We start from the raw sequence: 22,072 nt of genomic DNA, 5'->3' as shown, positions 1-22,072 counted from the left end.
CGCGCCAGGACCAACAAAAAACCCGGTGCGCGGGGAGCGAACCGGGTTTCTTTTTATCTGTGACAAGTGATGCACCAAGAAACTGTCGCACGTCAAGCGGCAATTGAATTCTTCTTTCGCCGCGTCGCGCGGGGAATCGGGGAGGGCGTCAGAAGAGAGGGCAGGATGCGCGGGGCCTCGCTCGCCGCCACCTCCCACGGACGGGCGGGGCGGGACGGCGGCACGACCTCATGAGCGGTCAAGCCGGTCTCGGCCAAGTCCTCGGCCAGCACGCTCAAGGCGCCTTGCCACAGCTCATGCTCGGCCCGCGCCGTCACCAGAGGCGCCATGTCCGGCTCCAACACATACTTGCGATAGGCGTCCGCATAGGGACGGCGCCGCTTATAGTCGAACCCGTCCACCTCGACCTCATAGCTCGCAGGCCCGAACGCGCCGTCTTCCGTCCGCGACGCGCGGCGGAACCATGCGGGCCGCCCGAACCGCCGCACCTCCTGCACCTGCGGCACCTCCGACCGCCACTCCGGCGCGACGCCCAGCACGGCCTGGCGGATCACCAGGCGGCTCAGGGGACGGCGGAGGCGGGTGGCGCCGGTTTCGTCGGTGGTGGTGAGCGAGGCGAGGCCCTGCGCCACGGCGGAGGCGCCCAGCGCGCCCAGATCGCCCATATCGGAGAGCGGCGCCCAGCCCTCGGGGATGTCGAACACCAGGGCGTCGAGCCGCTCCACCGCATCCGCCACGGCCAAGGCGTCGGGATGAGGCTCATCGGAGGCGCAGGGCAGGGCGACCACGCCATAGCGGTTCTCCTGGATCACCGTGCCGAGCGTTCCCAGCTTCGCGATGGCGTCCCAGGCCGGGCGCATCGCGGGTGCGAAGGACGCCTCAGCCGCTGCCACCTTGGGCAGTTCGTCCCGATAGGCCCACCGCACCAGCGCCTCAATGTCGATCTGCTTCATGGCCTTCATCCCGGCTTGAGAGGGTTGCGAGGGTTTCGCGATAGTCTGAAAGCAACTATCGCACTCATAAAACGTATTATTTACAATAACTTATCTGATATTTGCGAGGGTCGCGAAGGTTTTAAGGTCTCTATACGCATGAGAAATTCCCCAACATCTGGAATTCCCCTCAACCCCGTTGCGCATTGCTATACGCGCGAAAACCCTCGCAACCCTCGCATAACGCTCATAACCCACTGACACACATCACATATTCGCTGCGCGATAGTCTTGCGAAACCCTCGCGCCACCCTCGCAACCCTCGCAGCACATGGCGCGCGAGGGTTGCGACAAGGCCTCAATCCTCATAGGGGTTGCGGGACATGGGCGGCGGCGGCACGTCGTGCAGGCGGCATCCCACATAGCGGCGGATGCGCCCGTCCTCGCGTCGGAAGCGTGCCTTCATGAGCTTTCCGAACCGCGTCTCGAATATGGGCGATATGGAGTTGCTGTCCGCCCAGGCGCGATAGGCCTGATACATCTCCCGCGCCGTCACCTCGCCGCCTTCGACGGCCTCCACACACTGTTCGATGAATTGGCCGATAGGGTCCATTTCATCGCGATACTCCTTCGTCGCGGCCCGCACCTCCGGCGGCACGATGAGCCCCTCGGTGAGGTAGATCTTCGCCCCCTCGATCAACCAATTGAGGATGCCGGAATATTCCGGGCGGAATTCGTCCACCACGTCATCGAAATTGCGCTGCTCTTCATCGGCCAGGGTCACCGGCCAGTGCACCACGGCCATGCGGCGCCAGATGCCGTGATTATTGCCCTCGATCTTGGGATATCCGTTGCCGGACATGTGCGCCTTGAACAGCGCCTTGAAGTCGAACAACCCCTGGAACAGGTTGCGGACGGCGATTTCCTCGCCGCCTGACAGCCGCTTGACCAGTTCCTCTTGCAGCGGCACACCTTCCGGCAGCTCGGAGACGCGCACGAAGCGCTTGCCATAGAGCCGGGCCAGTTCGGGGCTGGCCTGGTTGCCCTGGCGCTGGTTGGTGCCGGTGATGGCATCGGGTGAAAGCGTGCTGCCAAGCGCGCCCAGCACGTTGGCGATGGTCTGCATAAAGACGGACTTGCCGTTCGCGCCTTCGCCATAGTGGAAGACGAATTTCTGAATCACCAGCCCGAGCAGCGAAAGGCCGGAATAGACCTGCACGAAGCGCCGCACGGGCGAAAGCGGCAGGAATCGCCCGGTGAAGGCATCGAACTTGGGGCAGGTGGCATCGGGGTCATAGGCCACGTCGATGATCTGGGTGATGAGATCCTCGCGCATGTGCCCTTCCACCGCGTCCATGCAGCCAATGAGGCGCTGCACATCCGCATCCGGGCATTCCGGGTCTTCCCGCCGGCTGAAGATGAGCGTGTGCGTGCGCGTGGCCACCCGCAGCGTGTCGGCATTGAAGGCATGGGGCGGGCGCGTCAGGCGTGGCGCGGCGCAACTCAACATGGCATCGAGGCGCGCCTTGTTCTTCGAGCTCACACCGAACTTGCGGCGGGCCGCCTTGCGCTTGTCCAGCGCTGCCCGTGCTTCCTTGCCCGCATCGATCAGCCGGCCGAGGTCACGCGCCCGGATCTTCTCGGCATCGCCCCAGCTTTCGCGCCGGGCCTCCAGCGCCGCGAAGTCGATCTCCGCAGTCTCGCCGTCGCGGATGGCGCGGGCCTCCTGCGGCGTCGAGGCGAGATGGTCCGCCTCAAGGGCGATCAACCCGCCGATGCGCTGGGCGAGAGCGAAAGAGGCATCGTTTCCGGTGTCGAGATCCCAATGGGTGCCCGTCCACACCAGAAAGTCGGAATTGCGCACCCCGGCGCGCTGGAAGACCGCCAGATCGGCCCCGTAATGGGCGATCAGCCGCCGGCCATTGTCCGTGTCGGAATGGTCAAGGCTGGCGCACTCCCGCACGGCGGAAAGGTCCACCCGCCCCAGAACACCGTCCCCGGCGGTCTCGGAAGGCGCATCGGAGCCGTCATCCTCAATATCCTCGCCGCGCGGGGAATCGCGAAGGTCGGCCATGTCGGAAGGGGGCTGCGGGGCAGGTGCGCGCGAAGGGATCGCCTGGGCGAGGATAGCGGCGATGTCCGCCGCGCCATCCGGCTGGCCGGTGGGAAGTGTGGTCATTCCGCCGTCTCCAGTGCAACCTTCAGCGCCTCGACAGCGGCGATGCGCTCGCCGATCCAGCGCATGGGCGGGATGGCCATGGAATTGCCGAGCGACTTGTAGCGCGGGCCGTCCGCCGCCATCTGCCACCACTGCCCATTGATGCATTCCCACATGTCCGCCGGGCGCTTGGCCGCGATGCGTGGCGCCTTCACCTTGCGCATGGGAATGCGCGAGTATCCGTCCGGGAAGCCTTGCAGGCGCTCGCACTCGGTGGGCGTCAGCCTGCGAACCCGGTTGGGATAGATGACGGGGTTTGACAGCCCCGGATTGTTTCCCGCCGTGGCGCCGCCGCTTTCCGCCCACGAGGCCGTCAGGGCCGTCGCCGTCGCAACCAATCCCTCGCGGCCATCATGGCCACCCCCGCTGCTTGAGGTGAGCGTGGGCGCGCAGATGAAAGCCTCGGTCTCAAAATCCAGCCGCCTGGAGCCGCCCCCATGCGCATTGAGCGCCGGGGAGACATCAAGCGCACCGGATGTGCGGTTGCCGCCGAACGCGACGGAGGGCGGATGGCCGTTTGCCGTCAGGGGGTGGCAGGGATCGCCGAAACGGGGCTGACTCCCGTTGATGGGACTGTTGATTTGCGCGGTGTCGAACGGCATGGCGACCAGGTGCGAATGGCCATGATTGGCGTCCTGGCCCGCACAGCCCTGCAGGCGCCCAAAAGAGGCGTCGAGGGTCGCGGCCGTGATGGCGGCGGTCATGGGGACGTCGTCCGCGCTGTAGCCGCCACGGCCTCGAGCGCCTCCCGCAAGGGTGCCGGCAACGCCTTCCCGCGCTTCGCTGCCCGGCGCAGAATGCCCTTGCAGGCTGTGGCGCTCAAAAAGAACCGCTGCGGCAGCGCGCCAGTCTCCAAGATATCCAACAACGAAGACGCGGCGGCGCCGCTGTGGAACTCCGGTGTATTGAGCGTCCAGCACTCGGTAGGCGACGCCATACCCGAGTTGGACCATGCCCCCGAGGATGGCGCCAAAGTCCCGTCCGCCATTTGATGACAGGACGCCGGGCACGTTCTCCCAGACCAGCCAGCGGGGCCGCAGGCGGCGAGCGAGCCTAAGATATTCGAGCGCGAGGTTGCCACGCGCGTCGTCCAATCCGCCTCGCAGCCCGGCGATTGAGAAACTCTGGCAGGGCGTTCCGCCAACAAGAAGGTCGATTGCATGGCAGATCCCCAGGCGCCGCAGGTGGCGCGGCCGGATGGTTGTGAAATCACCCCACAGCGCGGGGCCGCCCACCGGGGCGCCATTCTGGCCAATGCCGCGCGCGCGGCGCGCATCCCATGCCCCATGCCGATGCGCGAGCACGCGGCGGGGAAAGTCCTCGATCTCAGAGACGAGCACCGCGCGCCATCCAAGCGGCGCCCAGGCCACGCTCGCGGCCTCAATGCCGGAACAGACGGATACGAAGTTCATTCCGCCGCTCCAGAGAACAAAGGGCCGAGATCGGCCGGGGTGTCGGCATTGGCGCGGGCGGCGAGGGTGCGGCGGCGCTCTTCGCAGCCCATCCAGTCGGATACGATGCGGCGTCGGGCGATGTCGGCATATTCGGGATTAAGCTCGATCAGCGCGGCGTTCCGCCCGTGGCGCAGCGCCACCAGGGCCGTGGTGCCGGCGCCGCCGAAGGGATCGAGCACCAGGCCGCCGCGCGGGCATCCGGCAAGGATGCAGCGCTCCGCAAGCTCGGGGGGAAAGGTGGCGAAGTGCGCTTCGCTGAAAGGTCGGGTGGCGATGGGCCACACCGTCAGGGGTGCGGGCTCATAGTTGCGCAGGTTGCGCCCGTTGGCGCATTGCTGCGCCTTGTCCATCCCATCCCAGCGCTCGTTGAAACCGGCGTGCCGCCGCGAATGGCCGCGCTGCTTATCGCCCCTCCGCTCCACCTCCGGTTGAGCCTCGCCAAGCGTATGGCGGCCATAGGTCGACCTTCCGCGTTGCTTATCGCTGTTTCCTACTCGCTTGTTTCCTGTCGTTATCCGACCACATGGCTCTCCACCGACGTAAGAGCCACCGCGAAACCCGACTGCATCTTCATCGCTGGCGCGCCCCTGCCGCACGGCTTGCGCGTCATAGAAATAGTCGTGCGCCGCCCATAAGTTGGTGCGTCTCCACAGGTCGATGCGCTTCCACCCTTCGGCGCAAGGATCGGCATCGACTAGGTCGCCAGTCTCTTCATGACGCCACCTGAAATCAGGCGCCGGCTCCAGCGCGACGCACCTCCCATCGGCGTGGTTCCATCTGAAATCAGGCTCTGGGCGTGCCCACACCCACCGCCCATCTATGTGGCGCCAGCAAGATGAAGACCCTGATTTTGCCAGCAGGAACACCTTTTCATGCGCCGTTGCAGGTCGGTCATGGACGCTTTCCGGCATCGGATTGGGCTTGGCCCAAACGATCTCAGAGCGCACCCACCAGCCCGCCTCTTGAAGGGCGATGGCGAGGCGGTTCGGCACCATGCAGAGGTCTTTGGGCTTCAGCACACCGCCGATGGTCGAGAACGGCTTGTCGCGGAACGTCCGGTCATCATTGCCGGACGCCTTGGTGGCGGCGGCGGAACGTCCGTTCGGGGTGGTGGCGTAGCAGTCGCCATAGTTGATCCAGAGCGTGCCGGAGGGCTTCAGCACCCGCCGCACCAGGTCGAACACCTCCACCATCACGGCCAGATGCTCGCCTAAAGTCCGCTCAAGACCGATCTGGCCTTCAACGCCATAGTCACGCAGGCCCCAATATGGCGGACTGCACACGACGCAATCCACGCTCTCCGGCTCCATGACGGCCAGAGCGGACCGCACGTCGCCGAGCCAGAGCAAGAGGCGCCCGTCCAGAAGGCTTTCCGGCTGCATCACACCGCCTCCCTGAACTCGACCCGCAGCTTCTCTTCACCCTCTGAAGAACCGTGGCAGGGGAACGCCATCTGGAGGCCTCCGAACGACACTGCTACGCTTGCTTGCGGGAGGGTGTGGGCATGCATTGGGTGCTGAACGCGGGACTGTGTGTTCTGAGTGGAGTCGTGGGCGGACTGCTCGCAGTCGGCTTTTGCTTCTGGCTTGCTGGAGCAGGAGACCCGTGGGTCGGCTTTGCCGGGTCCATCATTTCCGGCGCTTTGACACTCGTCGCGGCCGCAGCGGCATTCGGCCTCACCAGGAGGCAGGTGGACATGCAGGCAGATGAACTGAAAGGGTTCAAGGAGGAGCATCAGCAACGCGCAAATACCCTTCGCGCGATGAGCCTGAAGGCTGTTTATCATGTCGCATCGACTGCAAAAATTGCAAAGGATGCATTGAATAATCGTAACGTAATCAGCATACCTGCTAACGAATCTCCGAATGTTGGAAAAGTCAGCAGCATAATAAGCGTCGGAGAAGTGTGGCGACTTAATCGTGAAACGGCAGTAAAGATAATAGAAGTTGAAGTTAAGTCCGAGTATTTCAATAGTATTAAGTGGGCGGTATATTCCGCGGGGTCGATTGAGGTGGAATATTTGATTAAGAACCTGCAGGATCTCATTTCTGCGTGCGATGCTGCAAGTAACGTGATCAGAGATGAGATCGAGGCGGCTAGCTAGATACTGGCTCATGCCGCCCTCCCTTCGCGATGCCGCCCCAGCAGCATGTCGTTGAAATCAAACCCTTCCGGCGGCCAGGCCACCGTCACCAGCCGGCCCGGCGCGGCGTGGCGCGCGACGGCGCGGTCCATGGCGCAGCGGGTGGTGAAGGGGTCGCTGTCGCCGTCCCCCAGCAGGATGAGATGGCTGATGCGCGCGGGCACATGCATGGCCGCGCTGCCCTCCGCAGAGACGGGCCCGGGCACGCAGGTGGGCCGGCTGCGGCCGGCCTTGTCCACCGTGCGCACGGTGGGGTGCATCACGCTCGCCACCGCCGCGCCGGCCAGATTGCCGAGGCTGATGCCGGCCACGAAATCAATGCCCGCCGCGCGCCCCTCCCGCGCCATGGCCTCCCAGGCCGAAAGCGTGGTCTCAATCCCCTCACCGGAGATCTGGCGGCTCGCCTGCGCCTCGCCCTTCGGCGCGCCGCGCACCAGCCAGATGCGCCCGCCGCGCAAGCTGCCCCGCACCTTCTTGGCGGGCAGTTCCTTGCCCGTGTCGGGGTCGAACACCTGCGCCTTTCCCTTCGGCTGGGCCAGATCCAGCCAGGTGATGTGCACGCCCGCAAAAGCATCGTCCGCGCCGATAATCGCCGCCAGCATGGCCGGCCCGCGATGGATGATGCGCCCCACCTTCGCGCCGCGCTCATCCTCCACCGAGCCGTGCCAATAGGGCATGTCGGGCAGGTAGCGCAGCGCGCCCCCCGGCGGCAGGCCGATGCCCCGCCGCCCGAGATAGGCTTCCACCGGCGTGCCGGCGGGCGCCACGGCCGCGCTCCAATGCGCCCACAGGGTGCGCCGCTCCCGCTCGCGGAAGGCGTTGTGGGATGCCTCCCGCTTCGCCTCGGCCGCCCGCCGCTCCTGCGCCCGCGCGGCCAATTCCTCGGCACTCAGGCGCTGGCCCTCGCCGCGCGGCGCCGGCAGGCCGGTGAGCGTCTCGCACGCGCCCAGGAAATTGGCGCCGTCCAGGTATTCCACCAGGGCGATGGCATCGCCGCCGCGCCCCGCCTTGCGGCAGCACCAGATATTGCGCCGCAAATTCACGCCGAACCGATCCGTCCCGCCGCACACGGGGCATGGCCCCACCAGCTCGGTGCCCGCCCGGCGCAGCGAGATGCCCCGCCGCTCCAGCACGTCGGCGACGCTGACAGCGCGGGCTTCTTCCACCCAGGCGGCGAAAGCGGCGTCTTGGGCAGTGTCGGCGGCGGTCATCTGGTGTAGCTCCCACGGTGCCCGCATGCGCCATACATTTCGCGGCGCGTCGCCCATGCCCGCGCGCGGATCTCACGAACCTCATCGGCCGGCTTGGGCGCCGGGCGCTTGCGGGCGGGATGAAGCGGGGGGCCATCGTCGAGGCCGGAAAGATCCTCGCGATGATCGTGCTGCCATGTGAGTTTCCCCCCGCAGACAAGGCATTGAGCGGGGCTCATAGCGCGCCCTCACACACCGGCCCATTGGCCAGTTCCAGCAGCACGTCCGCATGGCAGGGCGCGTCCAGCGCGCACCAGCAGGCCAAGTCCTTGCCGTGCAGATGCGCCAGATGAGTCCGGATGCGGGCCCGCGCCTCCATCTGCTCCATCACGCCGATGCCGCAGGTGAGGCAGGCATAGCCGGCCATCAAAGCCCGAAAACGGTCCACCCGCGCCGCCGGGTCAGTCAACTCAAACGGGCTGCCGTAGACTGTGAGGCGGTCCACCCGCACGGCATTGTCCGGCATACGCCAGCCCCAGGCGCAGGACAGGCGAATGCGCTTCGGCTGGCTCATGGCGCGGCCTCGCTCAAGCTGACCGAAAGCGTGTCGATGTTGCCGAGGCGCGGCACGAACGTGTAGGCCACCACCCAGGGGTTCGCCTCCCATGCGCCGGGGCCGTTGATGCGGTCCCAAAGGTCGGCGTACCAGTGCCGCGAAGACGAAAACCAATGCCCAGCTACGGCCATAGTGGCGTAATCGTCAGATATACGGCCGGACCGCTTTGCCACGTAGGCGCCTTCCGCAACCGCATCTTCTTCGCTGATCTCCTGGAGCCTCTGCACCCTCACGTCCGTGACGTAGAGCGTCAGGCGGGATGCCCAGCGGGGCATGTGGATCGATGACCGCCACTTCTGGCCTTTGAACCATTCCCTGGCTCGGTCGCTCTCTCGATAGATCGGCTGAACATCAACACGATACGCCGCATCTTTGATCTCGCGGTATTCACCGGCTGTTGGGATAGTGTTACAGGGCCATGCTTCATCGCCATCTTGCGAGAAGGAAAAGGCATTCCAAGCCTCGCGCACCCATAGGCGGTCGCCTGGGCGGTAAGGCACATATCCAAGGTGGCGGTTATAGCCGCGCGGCCCGCTCTTACGAGCCCAGATGCCGCTTTCAGCCCACTCATTGATGATGCCCTCTTTCGGGACATGGGCCGGCGCAAACCACGTCAGCACCTCGTCGTGGCCCTCAAGCGAATGCTGCCACGCGCCTTTCAAAACGCGCCGCGTCTGCGTCTTCGTGCCGGAAATAAGCGCCCGCACCATGGGGGCGCTGAAAAGAATAGGATGATCGCCCATTCACCCCTCCTTGATACCGGAGAGGTTGCGCCCCGCGCGGGCCACCACGTCTTGCAGGCGGGCCTTGGCCTTGCGGATCTCGGCCTTCTCGCGCGGGGTCACCACGCCATCGGCCAGCGCCGCGCCATAGGTGCCCGAAACGGCTGCCGCGGCGGCGGTGAAATCCGCCATGTCGCGGATATGCGTGGCGGCATCCGTTTCCGGCCCCTCGGTTTCGGTGATGGGCACCAGGCGGTGCCCGGTCAGCGCCGCCAGGGCGCGGGCGAATACCGGCACCTGCGTGGTGAATTCCAGCAGCGCCACCACCTCCAGCGGCATCAGGTCCGCATGCGCATCGCCCTGCCAGCGGCTGATCTGCCCGGCGGAATAGCCGGTCAGCTGCTCCACCCGCTGCGGCCCGGTGGAACCGGGCACCACGGCTGCGGCCACGGCGGCGCGCGCGGTGTGCTTGAGAAGGGGGATGATCCCGTCAGGCAAAAGGGTGGTGTCCACGAAAAAAGCTCCTGTGCTTTTTCGTTCTGAAAGCGGGGGTGAGGTGAGAGAGTGAGCCCGTCAGATCACGGGGGCGGGCGGGGTGGAAAATGATGAGACCGGACGATCATGCAGCCTCCTCGGCCTGGGCCGGAGTGGCCTCCAGATGGAGAGAGGCAACCTCATGATACGAAAGAGCGATCTGCCGCCGTGCAGCGGCGGAGACGACGGACGGCCAACGAGCGGCGGGGATGACGCCGCGCACCTTCATGACATGGGCGTGTTTCAGGCTGACGCCGATGTCCTCGGCGAAGCATCTGACGGTTGGCCACAGGCCGATGATGGTGGCAGCTGCGCTCATAACCGAATTGCTACATCAGGTAGCAATTCTTCGCAACTACCAAATGTAGCAACTCGCCCGCTAGGCTGCCGCCCTATGAAAACACGCGGTGAGCGCCTCAAATATCTGCGGGAAAAGGCCGGCTTCCGTTCCGCGCGCGAATTCGCTCAACTCATGGGCGTGCCCGTGTCCACATATAATGCGCATGAACGAGCGGGGACCCCTGGCGCCAGGGACTTCGATGAAGAGGCTGCCGCGAAATATGCCCGCAAGTTGCAGGCTGACAAAATTTGGCTTCTTTTCGGCGACGGCGTCACACGGGGCTCGGCCTTGATCGAACCAGATGCGCCGCCGGACCCGGATCGCCTTGCAGCGGCTCAGCGCCGCAAGAGACAGAAGCTCTTGCCGGGTGAGGTGATCGAAGTGGACGCATATGGCGGGGCTGGGAATGGAGGCATCGGCACAGAAATCATGGTGGACGGCGAGGTGGCCGATGGTGTGCGCGCCACATGGAGGATGCCGGTCGACTTCCTGCACAGCGAGCTGCGCGCCGCCGAACGCGATGTGGAAATGCTGCCCATCGAGGGCGACTCCATGATTCCGACTTTGCTGCCCGGCGACCGGGTGATGATTAACCGCCGGCAAAACATGGTCTCAGTGGACGGCCTCTATGCAATTGGCAGTCCGTTTGGCGTGCAGGTGAAGCGTTTGGAATGGGTGAAGGGGTCTCGCGACCCCATTGTCATCCGCATCATCTCCGACAACCCCCTGCACGCTCCCGTAGAGCTCAGCGTGGACGAAATGCACGTCATCGGCCGGGTGATATGCCGAGTGACGAAGCTTTAGCCTTATATAGCGGCCGGGAGGTCATCCACTTCGTTCACCATAACGCCTGCGCTCACAAGCACGGCGTGCCGCCGCGCCAGCGTTTCCTGAAACTCCTGCGCCTCAATGTCTTTGATAAAGGGCGCGCCTGGGGCGAGCCTGCGCACCGCATCTTCCACTTCGTCGAGTGAGACCCGGAAGAACTCTTTCCGATAGTTGCTTGTATTCACTCGGCCATGCTCGAATTCCGCGTGAAGGGCTCGCTCCAAGGCGGGCGCATCGTCGCTGTAGATGATGGCATGTGTATCGAAAATGAAGGGAACACTCGCGTCTCCAAGCTCGCGCACCCGATCGGATGGGTCAAGGCGTCGGGTCAGCCCTATCTTGACGACACCGTCCCCGAACGATCCCACATTGGAGATGATATAGACGTATCCTGTGCGCGTGCGCTCTGCCATCGACATGGCCCGCTCGACCTTTGCGTGGGCTTCGGCCAAATCGTTTTCCAGGGTTCGGATCTGTTCTTGAAAGACGGCAAGCCTTTCACCCGTGAAGGACTGCGCTTCGGCTTTCGCCTTGGCCAAGAGCTTTTGATAATGAGCCTCTTCCTCCTCGGCCTTCTCGAGGTCGCGGATAAGCTTCTGCTCTTCGCGTGATAGCCGCGCTGCCTCGGCTCGCTCCTCCTTTTCCTTCTTAAGGCGTTCTCGATACTCGTGAGTGAGGCGCAGTTCCTTTAGCTTCAACGCAAGGTATTCAGACGATATGTGCACATGAGTTGTCTCGTTAAGTTTAGAAATCTGATTGAATGCGGTCTCAATGCGCTTTTCCATTGCTTTTGCATTGTTCCAGCGCACGTTGGATATGGCCGCGTCACACTCGCCATTGAAGGCTCGCAGCGTCAGCCGGATGTTGCGGTCCGCCATCTTTTTGCCGGCGGCGCGGCTGCCGTCGATCTGCCAATCAACAGAACAAGTGACGGCTGTCTTCGCGCTCACCATTCGTTTCTGTTCATCGCTGACCTTCAATATCTCGGCCCTGAATTCTTCTGGATCATCAAATTCAAAGTGCGGCTCGTATAGCCCGACATCGTAAAACGATGTTTTTTCATTGTAAGCGGCAATCATTTGTTTCAATGATTCAAGGTATTTATGCTTGTCTGCATATTCTTGCTTAAGGTTTGCGATGGAGGCCTCTGCGGCCGATGCTGCATCTTGCAATTTGCGGACGTAAGACTGGGCGTCGTCGATGCCCTCATACTTCTTTTCAATTGCCTTGGCCCTTCGGCGGGCGCGCCACCAGAGAATGCCAAGCAGGATCGCCAGAAACGGAGACCCCACCAATACCGTCACGATGATGATATGCGCTACGTTCACGGCATCCCCCGTCCGCCTGAACCGCAACCATAGCATCACTGACCGCTGCTGACGCAACGTGCGCGGTATTGCTACAAATCGTAGTTGACAGTGCTACGAAACGTAGCAATCATGCCCCCCATCAACCCAGATGGGGAGCCACCCGTGACAATCTCCTATTCCCAGCAGGGGCCGGGCGCCCTGCATTTTGCCGTGGGCGACGTGGTGCGCTGCGCGTCCGTCGCCGGCCTGTCGCCCGGCTGCCCGCTCAAAAAGGGGCACATCTACACGGTCCGCGCCGTGGAGGGGGAGGCAGGCGCCCCCGGTGCATTCAAAGGCCCGCTCCTGCATCTGGCGGGCATCCCCGGCGCCTACGCACCCTTCCGCTTCACCCGTGTGGCCGGCGCCGCACCCGCCGCCCAGGCGGACCCCACCGCCTTGCGCATGGCCGATGTCTTCCGCGAGTGGGAGCGCGAGACCGGCGCTTGCGACGTGGATGATCTCGCCCGCGCGGGATTCACGGCCGCCGAGATCATCGAACACGCCGATGCAGCCCGCCGCCTCGCCTGCCCGCCGGCTGGCCTGGTGGCGGCATGAGCACGCTCGCCATCCTCCATCCTCCGCAGGGTCTGGCGCTGGTGACGCTGTTGGTCTGGCAATCCAGCCAGGCCATGCAGGAGGCCATTCGCACAGGCGACCGGAACAAGGCCATTGCCACCGGGATGTGGTTGGCCAATACGCGCGATGCGGTGGGATGCCCGGATAATCTCCGCCGCGTCATCAACGGCATCCTCGAAGACGCCCTCGCCACCTTTGGCGGGAGCGGGCCAACGCTGGAACCGCTTCAGCCCGATGATGGAGAGGCGGCATGACCGCCGCACCTCTCATCTGGTCACAGACTGCCACCGGCCGCGCCGTGGATCTCCTGGCGCCCCAGCCGCACATGATCGACCTGGCGGGCGACGTGGCCGATGCCCTGGCGCGCCAGGCCCGCTTTGCCGGGCAGGTGGCCTCCGGCCCCTATTCCGTGGCGCAGCACAGCGTGCTCGGCACGGACGCCATCCTGGCCGAGACGGGAGACGTGGAGCTTGCCCGCGTCTTCCTCCTCCATGACGGCCATGAATACGTCTTCGGCGATTGGATCACCCCGGCGGTGAATGCCATCGCCTATCGCGTCGGCGCCAGCATGGCCGCGACCTATCCCGCTTCCGCCCCGCGCGCCCGCCTCATGGGCGAGGCATTGGTGCACAACGGCATTGCCGACCAGAAGAAGGCGCTGGACGAAGCCATCTATGCCGCCGCCGGCCTGCCCTGGCCGTTGGCCCCGGCGCGCGCCACCGAGGTCCTGCATTGGGACCTGCGCATGCTGGCCCTGGAGCGCCGCGAGCTGCTGGCGAGGCCGCCTCATTCATGGGGCGTCCACCTCGAAAAGGTGCAGCCCGCCCCCCATCGCGGCCGCATCCGCGTCTGGCCCTGGGTGGAGGCGGCCGACCGCTTCCGCGAGCGCCTCTTCGCCCTTTTCCCCCACCTTGCCCCCCTTCGCTGAACAGGAGCACAGCATGCAGCGCATTCGCGACGCGCAAACCATTCTCGGCGCCCTGGAGGGCGGCGAGCTGGCGCGCGAACTGTCCAACCAGATCACCGGCGCCCTTGCCCAGCTCAAGGAGCAGGCGGGCAACCGGCCCAAGCACAAGGTGAAGGGCAAGGTGGCGCTGGTGCTCGACCTCGAGGTGGAGGCGGGAGCCGCCACTATCACCGGCAACATCGAAACCAAGCTGCCGAAGCCCGCGCGCGGCAGCTCCTTCTTCTGGGTGCTGGATGACGGTGCGCTTTCCACCGAGCACCCCCAGCAGATGAACTTCTTCGCCGGCCCCCGCGCCGCCGACGTGGCTTGAGCTTCCCTCCCACCTGAAAGGACCATTCATGGCCCAAGTGCTTGAAACCGACGCCGTCGCTGTCAAGCTCATTTCCGAGCTTGGCGCCAAGGCCGCCGAGGTGCAGGTGTTCAACCTGCCGACCAAGGACCTCGCCGACCCCGGCCTGCCCGAGACGGTGCCCATGGGGTGGGACCCCAAGGGCAGCCAGATCATCAGCATGGCGCTGGAGTTGGAGAAGTACAGGCGCGCGCCGAAGCGGCGCCTCGGCACCGCCAAGGCGCTCACCCTCGACAGCTTCATTGAGCTGACCAATCGGCACAAAACCGAGCACAGCGTGGTGTTCGCCAACACCGATTGGACGAAGCCCTCTTTCACCGCCGTGATCGATTATCACGAGGTGGAGGCGCAGGGCGCCGCCAACTTCGGCAAGCACCGCGTGCTCTATGATTTCCCTCTTTCCGACGAGTGGAAGGCCTGGGTGGAAAAGGACGGCGAGGACATGAGCCAGATGGAGTTCGCCACCTTCCTGGAAGACCGCATCGCCGATCTGTCCTCCCCCACCGAGGCCGAAAAAATCGAGCTGGAGCGCGTTTTCTCCACCACCGTGGCCACGCCTTCCGAACTGATCCAGCTTTCCCGCAAGCTGCAGGTGCACGTGGAGAACAAGGTGGCCAACGCCCACACCCTCCAGAACGGCACCGGGCAGATCGTTTGGGAAGAACAGCACAAGGGGGCGGACGGCAAGCCGCTCATCGTGCCCGGCATCTTCCTGCTGTCCATTGCCCCCTTCTTCATGGGCGAGCGCGCGCGCATTCCCGTGCGGCTTCGCTACCGGGTTAACGGGACGATCACCTGGCTCTTCCAGATCTACCGGCCCGACGTGCACGTGACCGACCGCGTGCGCACGGACCTGGACATCGTGCAGAAGCGCGTGGATCGCCCCTGTTACGAGGGCGCGCCCGAGATGGCCGCCTGACATGTGGGTGGCCGTCTTCAACAACCTGCCCGAGATGCTTCTCGGGGCCTGCTGGACGGCGGTCATCTTCGCCGCCGGCCGGCGCTTCGAGCGCTGGCGCGCTCGGTAGCGGGCGGGCGCCCCGCGCCCGCTCTTCCATCCCCTCATCTCATGGAGCCTGCCGTGAAACGCGCAACCTTTCTGCTCTTTGGATTCGTGGTCTTTTGCTTTGCCTTCCTGGTCGGCGCCGTGCTTGCCGCCCGCGCGGCGCCCATGGAGGTGCGCTTGTGCACCGGCGCCGAAGGCGGCCCCTATGCCGAGGCAGGCAAGATGATTGCCACCATGGCCAAGGGCGATCAGAACATCACCATCAAGCTGGTGCCGGACACCGGCGGAACGTGGGGCAACATCCAGCGCACCGCGCTCGGCGCCGAATGCGATGCCATGATCGGCCAGCCCGATGGGGCCGCTCTGCTCAAGCGCCAGAACCCCGGCGCCGCCCAGGCCTTGAAGCCCATCGCCGACCTGCACCGGGAGTATCTGCACGCGCTGTGCAGCAAGGACAGCGGCGTGAAGGACATCGGCGACCTGGAGAGCCACCCCAAGCAGAATGGCTATTCCATCGCGCTCGGCGACGTGGGCAGCGGGGCGTGGCTGATCTGGCAGAACTTCGTGGCGCAGGATTCCGATTACGGGGAGGTGCCCGTCCGGAATGAAAGCGGCGTGGTCGCGCTGGCAAGCGTGGCGGCCAACGAGACCACATGCGTGCTGGTGCCGGCGGCGCTTGGCAATTCCACGGTGCGGCAGGCCGATGAGCAATTCGGCGACGGGCTGCGCCTGGTGGGCGTGAACGATCGGGACTTCGACAACGCCACCGATCCGCAGGGCAAGGCCCTCTATGTCTACGACAAGATCCCCAGCGGCACCTATCCCAAGAGCCTGCAGGGCTGGTGGTCGAGCAAGTCGACGGTGACGTGGATGGCCAAGGTCTACGTGAACACCGAGCGGTTCGCCGACCAGAAGGCTCTGGCCGCCTTCATCACCGCCGTGGCCCGCGCCCGCCCTGCCATCCAGGCGCAATACGGCAAGTGACATGGCCAGCGCCGCCACCCTCCACCGGCGCCGCCGCGAGATGGCGGCCGCCTATGCCACTGCGACGCGGCGCCACGCGCCCCGCACCGCTCTGCACCGCCACCTGGTGCAGGCCACTTGCGAGGCCCTGAAAGCCGAACTGCGCGCCGCCCGCCGGACCGCGCAGCCCCAGGAGCCCGATCTTTTCAGCCAGTCCGGAGCCACCCCATGAAACTCACCCTCGCGCGGGATGCGCTCCTCGCCGCCCTCCAGCACGCCGCCCGCGTGGTGGAGCGGCGCAACACCATCCCCATCCTCGCCAACGTGCTGCTGCGGGTGGCGGAGGGCCGCGCCACGCTCAAGGCCACGGACTTGGACCTGGAGATGAGCCAGACGCTCACCGCCCAGGTGGAAGCGCCCGGCGCCCTCACCGTGCCCGCCCATACCCTGCTCGACATCGCCCGCAAGCTGCCCGCCGGCGCCGACGTGAAGCTGGAGGAGCGCGACGGCACGTTGCGCCTCGCCTGCGGCCGCGCCCGCTTCACCCTCCAGACCTTGCCAGAGGGCGACTTTCCCGACCTCGCGACAGGAGATTTCATCCACACTTTCACGGCGCGCGCCGGCGACCTGCGGCGCCTCATCGACCGCGTGTCGTTCGCCATCTCCACCGAGGAGACGCGCTATTATCTGAACGGCATCTATCTCCACCTCGCCACCAACGAGGAAGGGCCGACCCTGCGGGCCGTGGCGACGGACGGCCACCGCCTCGCCCAGGCCGAGGTGCTCGCGCCGGAAGGCAGCGCCGGCATGGCGGGCGTCATCCTGCCCCGCATATTGGTGGGCGAGCTCGCCAAGGTCTTGGACGAGAAAGCGGGGGAGGCGACCGTCTCACTCTCCCCCACCAAGATCCGCGTGGCCGTGGGCGGGCTGGTGCTCACCTCAAAGCTCATCGACGGCACCTTCCCCGACTATGGCCGCGTCATCCCCGCCGGCAACCGCCAGATCGCCGAGATGGACAAGGCGGACCTCGCCGCCGCCGTCGACCGCGTGGCCACCGTGGCCAGCGAGCGGGGACGGGCGGTGAAGTTCTCCTATGCCGAGGACCGGCTCGTCCTGTCCGTCACCAATACGGACACCGGCCAGGCCACCGAGGAACTGGAAATCAGCTGGGCGGGCGACGCGCTCGATATCGGGTTCAACAGCCAGTACATGGCCGGGATCTTGGCCATTCTTCCGGGCGACACCGCCCGCCTCGCCATGGATGGCCCCGGCGCCCCCTGCCTCATCACCACCCCGAGCGACGCGTCTTTTCTGGCCGTCCTCATGCCCATGAGGGTGTGAACATGAACATCGAGGCAGAAGTGCGCGAGGCTCTCGAAAGCATAGTGGCCCCGCCGTCAGGAGCTTTTAAGCCGGTCACCGCGCGCGCGACGTGACCATCATGAAACGTCGGGTAGCCCAGTTCCTGGAGCAACTCCCGGGAGAATACACAATTGAGGAAGTCCGCGAAGCCCTGGACTCCTCTGGCGTCCATAACCCTGAAAGCGATGAGGAGTAGACCATGGACCTCGCAGAGCACCTCAAGCGCCAGATTGCTTTCTCGCGCGCCACCTTCGGCCCGGGCGCACGCACCGAAGGCGTGATCGACCACATCCGCAAGGAACTGGCCGAGGTGGCGAAGGCCGGCACCAAGGATGAGCGGATTAAGGAGTGGGTGGACGTGGTGATCCTTGCCCTCGACGGGCTCACGCGCTGCCTCGTGTTTGAAACGGGGTACAACACCTCAACTGCAGCCTACATGGCGCAGGCCGCCATTGCAGGAAAGCAGGGGCGGAACGAGGAGCGAATCTGGCCCGACTGGCGGACCGCCGATCCGAACAAGGCCATCGAGCATGACCGAAGCGGGGAGGGCGCCTGACCATGGCCGGCAGCGTCAATAAGGTGATCCTGATCGGCCATCTCGGCCGAGACCCGCAGATCCGCACCTTCCAGAATGGCGGGCGCATCTGCAATCTCAGCCTCGCCACCTCCGAATCCTGGCGCGACAAGGCGACCGGCGAGCGCCATGAGCGCACCCAATGGCACGCCATCACCATCCTCAACGAGACCCTGGTGGGGGTGGCCGAGCGGTTTCTGAAGAAGGGCTCCAAGGTCTACATCGAAGGCCAGTTGGAAACCCGCAAGGCCACCGACGCCCAGGGCCAGGACCGCACTTTCACGGAAGTCGTGCTCCGCCCCTTCCGCGGCGAAGTCACCCTCCTCGACAAGAACGACACCGGCGCCCAGGCCACCCCGGACGACTACGACCGCGCCGACCCGCCCCGCCGCCCGGCCGGCACCGCGCCCACCCCCTCGCAGGACATGGACGATGAAATCCCGTTCTGAGCCGCGCGCGATTGAGCCCCGCTGCCTCACGCGCGAACAGGCCGCCAGCTATTGCGGGCTGACGCCGGAGGGCTTTTCGGCATGGCATCGGGGTGGGATTGTTCCGGGGCCGATCCCGGGCACGAAGCGATGGGATCGCCGCGCGCTGGACGCGGCGCTGGATAAGATGAGCGGGCTGGCCTCGGCTGGTGAGCAAGCGGATGATCCGCTGGAAACCTGGAAGCGCGAACACGGCTATGCGAGTTAGATCGCACCTCAAGGGTATCGCCTCTGCCACTTTCCGTCTGGCCGATGGCACCCGCAAAAAGCACTATTACGCATGGCGTGGCGGGCCAGCCATCAAGGATGGCGACGAGTACCTGCAACCGGACGATCCCCGCTTCGTGACCATCTACACCGAATTGGTCCGCCGGAAATCACCCAGTGCCGCGCCTATCTTCGGCACCTTGATCGACCTCTATCTGGATTCGGACGAGTTCCTCCGATTGGCGGAGCGAACTCGGGCCGATTATCGCAAGCTGATCTTCGACCGACCTGACAATATCGCCGGCAAGTTTGGCAAGCTGCCCTTGTCCGCCTTCAGCCAGAAAAACCGGAACTGGACGCGCGGCGTCTTCAAGGAGTGGCGGGACAAGATCGCCAAGCGCTCGCCCCGCCAGGCGGATTATGCCTGGGTGGTGCTGGCGCGCATCTGCGCGGTTTCCCTGGACCGCGGCAAGATCGAGACGAATCCGTGCGAGCGGGGAGGGCGGGTCTATCGGTCAGACCGGACGGACAAGGTGTGGAGCGACGAGGACGAGGCGAAGTTCCTGGCCGCCGCGCCTGGGCATCTGGTGCTACCCTATTTGCTCGCTGTCTGGACCGGGCAGCGACAGGGCGATCTCCTGCGCCTGGCCTGGACCAACTATGACGGCACCACGCTGCGCTTGCGGCAGGGCAAAACGGGCAAGCGGGTGGTGATCCCGGTGGCCGAACCATTGCGGGCCGCCCTCGACGCGGAACGCGCCCGCAAGCGCGGCGCCCTGATCCTCCTGACCAAGGAAGGCACCCCTTGGACCGATGGCGGCTTCCGCGCCTCATGGAGAAAGGCCTGCGCCAAGGCGGACATAGAGGGCCTGACCTTCCACGACATCCGCGGCACGGCCGTAACCCGCCTCGCCATTTCCAGCAGCACCGTCCCCGAAATTGCCTCTCTCACCGGCCACAGCCTCAAGGACGTGGAGGCCATCCTCGACGCCCATTATCTCAGCCGGGACCGCAGCATGGCCGAAAGCGCCATCGCCAAACTGGAGCGCCATCAACGGCGCAAAGAGCACGTTCCGGGAACGAAAAATGCAAAGTGACCTGCAAAGTGCAGGTCCGTTTCCGCCTGCTTGGCGGTGATTTCTCAAGAAAAATCAAATGGCTGGGGGACCTGGATTCGAACCAGGATTAACGGAGTCAGAGTCCGCGGTTCTACCGTTGAACTATCCCCCAACGGTGCGCTGCTGGCCGCCAGAGAAGCCGTGCGCTGCAAGCGAGGCGCTCCTATACGCAATTCGATGCGGGCGGTCCAGAGGGGGCGCGAACTTTTCCACATGGCCGGGAGGATGGCCGAGCGGTGGTCCCTGGCATACGGCATCCGCAATGGTGCTATGCACAATCGCTCATGTTGCGTTGCACTATCTTCCCCTATGTTAGGGGCAGCAGATGGAGGCACACATGACCACGATGACCGCACAACACCACGGCGCCGATCGTCACTTCGGCCGGTTCGGTGCCATCGTGTCCGACTTCGTCGCCGCGGTGCGCGAGGCGCGCGAGATGAATGCGCGCTACCAGCACCTCACCCGCCTGTCCAATTCTGAGCTCTCCAAGATCGGCCTGACCCGTGAGGAGATCCCCCAGGCGGTGGTTCGCGGCTTCTGAGCCGGATCGACCGTAACGTTTTTTGGCAGCGGGCTGCGTTTCTCGTGCCCGCTTCCGGGGCTGGCCCTCAGGGTCGGCCCCTCGTTCTTCTCCAGTCCGGGAACGCCCCCATGCCGCGCTGCGGCGAGGCTGGCGCGTCCTGACCGCTGGCGCCGTGACCCAAGCGGCGCGGGCCTTGTGGCTCGTCTGGATCGTGGCTCGCCTGGATCCCGGTCCGCCTGCGAACAGGATGGATGCGCCCGGTCGCCGTGTGTCGATCACCGGCATCCTGATCTCCCTTTTCCACGCCCTTTTCTCCCGCCCCTTGCCGAGCTCTCCCCCTTCGGGAGGCGAGCTTTGATCCGTCGGCGCCGGCGGTGCTGCGCCAGCGATGCGATCGGCCTCCTTGCTCTGGTCGCGCACCGCAGGCCTTCGGTGCGGCCCGCCTTGTTCTCCCTCCTCGGTTGGCCGCCTGATCTTCGCCGTCTGTCCCCGGTCCTGCGGCTTTCCGCATGACCCGTGGGAGCGGACGGCGCGTCGCCCTGGGCGCGGCCGGCGGTCCCCCAGTCCAGAGGGCCCTTAAACTTCCGTTTCCGCGCCCTCCCGTGTCCCGCTCCGTTTCCGCTTCACCCACGCCTCACCTTGCCCCTCCCTGACCTTCCGCCGCTTTGCGGGAGAGGGGACTTTGGTGCACTTGGCGGGGCGCTGGCTCTGTCTGTCAGGGCGTCTGTCATCCGGACCTCTTCGCCGGCGGAACCGGCCCCCTCTCCCGCGAAGCGGGGGAGGGTTGGGGAGGGGGAAGACGCAACGCCAACACCCTGCGCGCCCCTCTGACGCCCCCAGCACCTTCATCCCCGCCAATGGCAGGGGTGGAGGGATGCGGGAGCGGCCGGCGCGCGGCGGCGCGCCGTAAACGAGTGGGATGAGGTGGAGCCGGGCTCCGTCCGCTCCCGCGTGGGGATTTATGGCCTCGGCCCCGCGCCGCGTGGGCGACAGGTTCTCCCATCAGCACCGGCCGAACCACTGCCGGATCGGTGCGCCTGGGCCTTCAGCCTCCTCTGCTAACGGTTCGGGGTGCGTTAAGCCCCGTCCCGTCGGACACCCGCCCCCGACACCACCCGTCAGGCCGCTCCGGACGCGCCCCTCCTTGGTGCCAGGTGAGGACACCATAACAGAGGTCCAAGAAAATAGGAATATGATCTAGGATATTTTTCTTATGAACCGTGCGCCCCGCTCCGTCACCCCCGTCACGGCCCGGGCGATTCCCCCGCCATTGGGGGCCGACCTGCCCCCTGAAGTGCCCGGCCTTCGCGGCTTGGCATGCTGTCCTGTGGAAAAGTGATGACGCTCATAAGCTTATGAAAATAATGGAAAAAAGGAGATTTATGGAGCCTGTTCCGGTCAATTTCTTCGCCGCCTTCCGATAAAACCCGAAGAGGGGTGTTGCATTCGCCCCCAGCATTTGGCAATAGAACGCACCGCCGGCCGAGACATCGGGTCGGCAGATGGATGCGGGTGTAGCTCAGGGGTAGAGCACAACCTTGCCAAGGTTGGGGTCGTGGGTTCGAATCCCATCGCCCGCTCCAAATTTTCCCAATAAAATCAGATACTTA

25 protein-coding genes and 2 tRNA genes are annotated in these 22,072 nt (G+C 65.1%); 16 read left to right on the top strand and 11 right to left on the bottom strand.

Annotated features, from left to right (window positions below; translation table 11 throughout):
- Positions 1-92 precede the first annotated feature (92 nt).
- The 4 genes from ACT54L_RS19755 to ACT54L_RS19740 all read right to left on the bottom strand — a co-directional run bounded on the left by ACT54L_RS19755 (position 93) and on the right by ACT54L_RS19740 (position 5,986).
- On the bottom strand, positions 93-953 hold the full coding sequence (locus ACT54L_RS19755) for a hypothetical protein (RefSeq protein WP_476087341.1): 861 nt from the start codon (positions 951-953) through the stop codon (positions 93-95).
- A 337-nt stretch (positions 954-1,290) separates the two neighbouring features.
- Positions 1,291-3,111 carry a DNA primase family protein gene (locus tag ACT54L_RS19750; RefSeq protein WP_476087340.1) on the bottom strand — a complete coding sequence of 607 codons (1,821 nt, stop codon included), beginning with the start codon at positions 3,109-3,111 and terminating at the stop codon, positions 1,291-1,293.
- The gene (locus ACT54L_RS19745; RefSeq protein WP_476087339.1) at positions 3,108-4,562 is read right to left on the bottom strand and encodes a DNA cytosine methyltransferase; all 1,455 of its coding nucleotides are present in this window, start codon (positions 4,560-4,562) and stop codon (positions 3,108-3,110) included. The genes ACT54L_RS19750 and ACT54L_RS19745 overlap by 4 nt, the downstream gene beginning before the upstream one ends.
- Entirely contained in the window at positions 4,559-5,986 is a 1,428-nt protein-coding gene (locus ACT54L_RS19740; RefSeq protein ID WP_476087338.1) for a DNA-methyltransferase, read from the bottom strand. Before ACT54L_RS19740 ends, ACT54L_RS19745 begins: the two co-directional genes overlap by 4 nt.
- A gap of 122 nt (positions 5,987-6,108) precedes the next feature.
- Between ACT54L_RS19740 and ACT54L_RS19735 the strand changes: the two genes are divergently transcribed.
- Positions 6,109-6,708: a hypothetical protein gene (locus ACT54L_RS19735; RefSeq protein ID WP_476087337.1), complete on the top strand. Its 600-nt coding sequence runs from the start codon at positions 6,109-6,111 to the stop codon at positions 6,706-6,708.
- A gap of 8 nt (positions 6,709-6,716) precedes the next feature.
- Here the strand turns inward: ACT54L_RS19735 and ACT54L_RS19730 are convergent, their stop codons facing one another.
- The 5 genes from ACT54L_RS19730 to ACT54L_RS19710 form a co-directional block, all read right to left on the bottom strand.
- Positions 6,717-7,958: a DUF7146 domain-containing protein gene (locus ACT54L_RS19730; protein WP_476087336.1), complete on the bottom strand. Its 1,242-nt coding sequence runs from the start codon at positions 7,956-7,958 to the stop codon at positions 6,717-6,719.
- Between the two features lie 214 nt (positions 7,959-8,172).
- Entirely contained in the window at positions 8,173-8,511 is a 339-nt protein-coding gene (locus ACT54L_RS19725) for a DUF4326 domain-containing protein (RefSeq protein WP_476087335.1), read from the bottom strand.
- Positions 8,508-9,296 carry a hypothetical protein gene (locus ACT54L_RS19720; RefSeq protein WP_476087334.1) on the bottom strand — a complete coding sequence of 263 codons (789 nt, stop codon included), beginning with the start codon at positions 9,294-9,296 and terminating at the stop codon, positions 8,508-8,510. The genes ACT54L_RS19725 and ACT54L_RS19720 overlap by 4 nt, the downstream gene beginning before the upstream one ends.
- Positions 9,297-9,788, bottom strand: coding sequence for a hypothetical protein (locus ACT54L_RS19715; protein ID WP_476087333.1), 492 nt, complete (start codon positions 9,786-9,788; stop codon positions 9,297-9,299). It lies immediately after the preceding gene.
- 106 nt (positions 9,789-9,894) lie between these two features.
- A complete protein-coding gene (locus ACT54L_RS19710) occupies positions 9,895-10,128 on the bottom strand; it encodes a hypothetical protein (protein WP_476087332.1) in 234 nt (77 codons plus the stop codon).
- A 75-nt stretch (positions 10,129-10,203) separates the two neighbouring features.
- Between ACT54L_RS19710 and ACT54L_RS19705 the strand changes: the two genes are divergently transcribed.
- Positions 10,204-10,953 carry a LexA family transcriptional regulator gene (locus ACT54L_RS19705; protein ID WP_476087331.1) on the top strand — a complete coding sequence of 250 codons (750 nt, stop codon included), beginning with the start codon at positions 10,204-10,206 and terminating at the stop codon, positions 10,951-10,953.
- Positions 10,954-10,955: 2 nt separating this feature from the next.
- Here the strand turns inward: ACT54L_RS19705 and ACT54L_RS19700 are convergent, their stop codons facing one another.
- The gene (locus ACT54L_RS19700) at positions 10,956-12,305 is read right to left on the bottom strand and encodes an SNIPE associated domain-containing protein (RefSeq protein ID WP_476087330.1); all 1,350 of its coding nucleotides are present in this window, start codon (positions 12,303-12,305) and stop codon (positions 10,956-10,958) included.
- A 144-nt stretch (positions 12,306-12,449) separates the two neighbouring features.
- Here ACT54L_RS19700 and ACT54L_RS19695 point away from each other — a divergent pair, with 144 nt between their 5' ends.
- From ACT54L_RS19695 to ACT54L_RS19640, 12 genes are all read left to right on the top strand, one after another.
- Positions 12,450-12,881 carry a hypothetical protein gene (locus tag ACT54L_RS19695; protein ID WP_476087329.1) on the top strand — a complete coding sequence of 144 codons (432 nt, stop codon included), beginning with the start codon at positions 12,450-12,452 and terminating at the stop codon, positions 12,879-12,881.
- Positions 12,878-13,156, top strand: coding sequence for a hypothetical protein (locus tag ACT54L_RS19690; protein ID WP_476087328.1), 279 nt, complete (start codon positions 12,878-12,880; stop codon positions 13,154-13,156). The genes ACT54L_RS19695 and ACT54L_RS19690 overlap by 4 nt, the downstream gene beginning before the upstream one ends.
- Entirely contained in the window at positions 13,153-13,830 is a 678-nt protein-coding gene (locus ACT54L_RS19685; protein ID WP_476087327.1) for a hypothetical protein, read from the top strand. The genes ACT54L_RS19690 and ACT54L_RS19685 overlap by 4 nt, the downstream gene beginning before the upstream one ends.
- A 13-nt stretch (positions 13,831-13,843) precedes the next feature.
- Positions 13,844-14,179: a hypothetical protein gene (locus tag ACT54L_RS19680; protein ID WP_476087326.1), complete on the top strand. Its 336-nt coding sequence runs from the start codon at positions 13,844-13,846 to the stop codon at positions 14,177-14,179.
- A gap of 28 nt (positions 14,180-14,207) precedes the next feature.
- On the top strand, positions 14,208-15,137 hold the full coding sequence (locus ACT54L_RS19675; protein WP_476087325.1) for a DUF2303 family protein: 930 nt from the start codon (positions 14,208-14,210) through the stop codon (positions 15,135-15,137).
- A gap of 162 nt (positions 15,138-15,299) precedes the next feature.
- Positions 15,300-16,208 (top strand): TAXI family TRAP transporter solute-binding subunit, encoded by a 909-nt coding sequence (locus ACT54L_RS19670; RefSeq protein WP_476087324.1) that lies wholly within the window; start codon positions 15,300-15,302, stop codon positions 16,206-16,208.
- A gap of 1 nt (position 16,209) precedes the next feature.
- Positions 16,210-16,419: a hypothetical protein gene (locus ACT54L_RS19665; protein ID WP_476087323.1), complete on the top strand. Its 210-nt coding sequence runs from the start codon at positions 16,210-16,212 to the stop codon at positions 16,417-16,419.
- Complete coding sequence (gene dnaN / locus ACT54L_RS19660; RefSeq protein WP_476087322.1) at positions 16,416-17,528, top strand: DNA polymerase III subunit beta; 1,113 nt, start codon at positions 16,416-16,418, stop codon at positions 17,526-17,528. Before ACT54L_RS19665 ends, dnaN begins: the two co-directional genes overlap by 4 nt.
- A gap of 220 nt (positions 17,529-17,748) precedes the next feature.
- Positions 17,749-18,105: a dATP/dGTP pyrophosphohydrolase domain-containing protein gene (locus ACT54L_RS19655; RefSeq protein ID WP_476087321.1), complete on the top strand. Its 357-nt coding sequence runs from the start codon at positions 17,749-17,751 to the stop codon at positions 18,103-18,105.
- Between the two features lie 2 nt (positions 18,106-18,107).
- The gene (gene ssb / locus ACT54L_RS19650) at positions 18,108-18,572 is read left to right on the top strand and encodes a single-stranded DNA-binding protein (RefSeq protein ID WP_476087320.1); all 465 of its coding nucleotides are present in this window, start codon (positions 18,108-18,110) and stop codon (positions 18,570-18,572) included.
- Positions 18,556-18,819 carry a hypothetical protein gene (locus tag ACT54L_RS19645; RefSeq protein WP_476087319.1) on the top strand — a complete coding sequence of 88 codons (264 nt, stop codon included), beginning with the start codon at positions 18,556-18,558 and terminating at the stop codon, positions 18,817-18,819. Before ssb ends, ACT54L_RS19645 begins: the two co-directional genes overlap by 17 nt.
- Positions 18,773-19,915: a tyrosine-type recombinase/integrase gene (locus tag ACT54L_RS19640; protein WP_476087318.1), complete on the top strand. Its 1,143-nt coding sequence runs from the start codon at positions 18,773-18,775 to the stop codon at positions 19,913-19,915. Before ACT54L_RS19645 ends, ACT54L_RS19640 begins: the two co-directional genes overlap by 47 nt.
- A gap of 59 nt (positions 19,916-19,974) precedes the next feature.
- Here the strand turns inward: ACT54L_RS19640 and ACT54L_RS19635 are convergent.
- A tRNA-Gln gene (locus ACT54L_RS19635) sits at positions 19,975-20,048 on the bottom strand.
- Positions 20,049-20,273: 225 nt separating this feature from the next.
- Here ACT54L_RS19635 and ACT54L_RS19630 point away from each other — a divergent pair.
- Entirely contained in the window at positions 20,274-20,480 is a 207-nt protein-coding gene (locus ACT54L_RS19630; RefSeq protein WP_476087317.1) for a hypothetical protein, read from the top strand.
- A gap of 1,490 nt (positions 20,481-21,970) precedes the next feature.
- A tRNA-Gly gene (locus ACT54L_RS19625) sits at positions 21,971-22,045 on the top strand.
- Positions 22,046-22,072: the final 27 nt, after the last annotated feature.

The sequence above is a fragment of the Aquabacter sp. DMC10 genome (assembly GCF_056314145.1).
The sequence above is the reverse complement of the archived record's forward strand: the minus strand, read 5'-3'. Positions and strand labels throughout refer to the sequence as shown.

Coding starts and splice junctions, on each gene's coding strand:
- ACT54L_RS19680 (WP_476087326.1), top strand. CDS start 13,844: ATGCAGCGCATTCGCGACGCGCAAACCATTCTCGGCGCCCTGGAGGGC.
- ACT54L_RS19735 (WP_476087337.1), top strand. CDS start 6,109: ATGCATTGGGTGCTGAACGCGGGACTGTGTGTTCTGAGTGGAGTCGTG.
- ACT54L_RS19675 (WP_476087325.1), top strand. CDS start 14,208: ATGGCCCAAGTGCTTGAAACCGACGCCGTCGCTGTCAAGCTCATTTCC.
- ACT54L_RS19755 (WP_476087341.1), bottom strand. CDS start 953: ATGAAGCAGATCGACATTGAGGCGCTGGTGCGGTGGGCCTATCGGGAC.
- ACT54L_RS19630 (WP_476087317.1), top strand. CDS start 20,274: ATGACCACGATGACCGCACAACACCACGGCGCCGATCGTCACTTCGGC.
- ACT54L_RS19750 (WP_476087340.1), bottom strand. CDS start 3,111: ATGACCACACTTCCCACCGGCCAGCCGGATGGCGCGGCGGACATCGCC.
- ACT54L_RS19730 (WP_476087336.1), bottom strand. CDS start 7,958: ATGACCGCCGCCGACACTGCCCAAGACGCCGCTTTCGCCGCCTGGGTG.
- ACT54L_RS19685 (WP_476087327.1), top strand. CDS start 13,153: ATGACCGCCGCACCTCTCATCTGGTCACAGACTGCCACCGGCCGCGCC.
- ACT54L_RS19745 (WP_476087339.1), bottom strand. CDS start 4,562: ATGAACTTCGTATCCGTCTGTTCCGGCATTGAGGCCGCGAGCGTGGCC.
- ACT54L_RS19710 (WP_476087332.1), bottom strand. CDS start 10,128: ATGAGCGCAGCTGCCACCATCATCGGCCTGTGGCCAACCGTCAGATGC.
- ACT54L_RS19705 (WP_476087331.1), top strand. CDS start 10,204: ATGAAAACACGCGGTGAGCGCCTCAAATATCTGCGGGAAAAGGCCGGC.
- ACT54L_RS19725 (WP_476087335.1), bottom strand. CDS start 8,511: ATGAGCCAGCCGAAGCGCATTCGCCTGTCCTGCGCCTGGGGCTGGCGT.
- ACT54L_RS19690 (WP_476087328.1), top strand. CDS start 12,878: ATGAGCACGCTCGCCATCCTCCATCCTCCGCAGGGTCTGGCGCTGGTG.
- ACT54L_RS19665 (WP_476087323.1), top strand. CDS start 16,210: ATGGCCAGCGCCGCCACCCTCCACCGGCGCCGCCGCGAGATGGCGGCC.
- ACT54L_RS19640 (WP_476087318.1), top strand. CDS start 18,773: ATGATCCGCTGGAAACCTGGAAGCGCGAACACGGCTATGCGAGTTAGA.
- ACT54L_RS19740 (WP_476087338.1), bottom strand. CDS start 5,986: ATGCAGCCGGAAAGCCTTCTGGACGGGCGCCTCTTGCTCTGGCTCGGC.
- ACT54L_RS19720 (WP_476087334.1), bottom strand. CDS start 9,296: ATGGGCGATCATCCTATTCTTTTCAGCGCCCCCATGGTGCGGGCGCTT.
- ACT54L_RS19645 (WP_476087319.1), top strand. CDS start 18,556: ATGAAATCCCGTTCTGAGCCGCGCGCGATTGAGCCCCGCTGCCTCACG.
- ACT54L_RS19655 (WP_476087321.1), top strand. CDS start 17,749: ATGGACCTCGCAGAGCACCTCAAGCGCCAGATTGCTTTCTCGCGCGCC.
- ssb (WP_476087320.1), top strand. CDS start 18,108: ATGGCCGGCAGCGTCAATAAGGTGATCCTGATCGGCCATCTCGGCCGA.
- dnaN (WP_476087322.1), top strand. CDS start 16,416: ATGAAACTCACCCTCGCGCGGGATGCGCTCCTCGCCGCCCTCCAGCAC.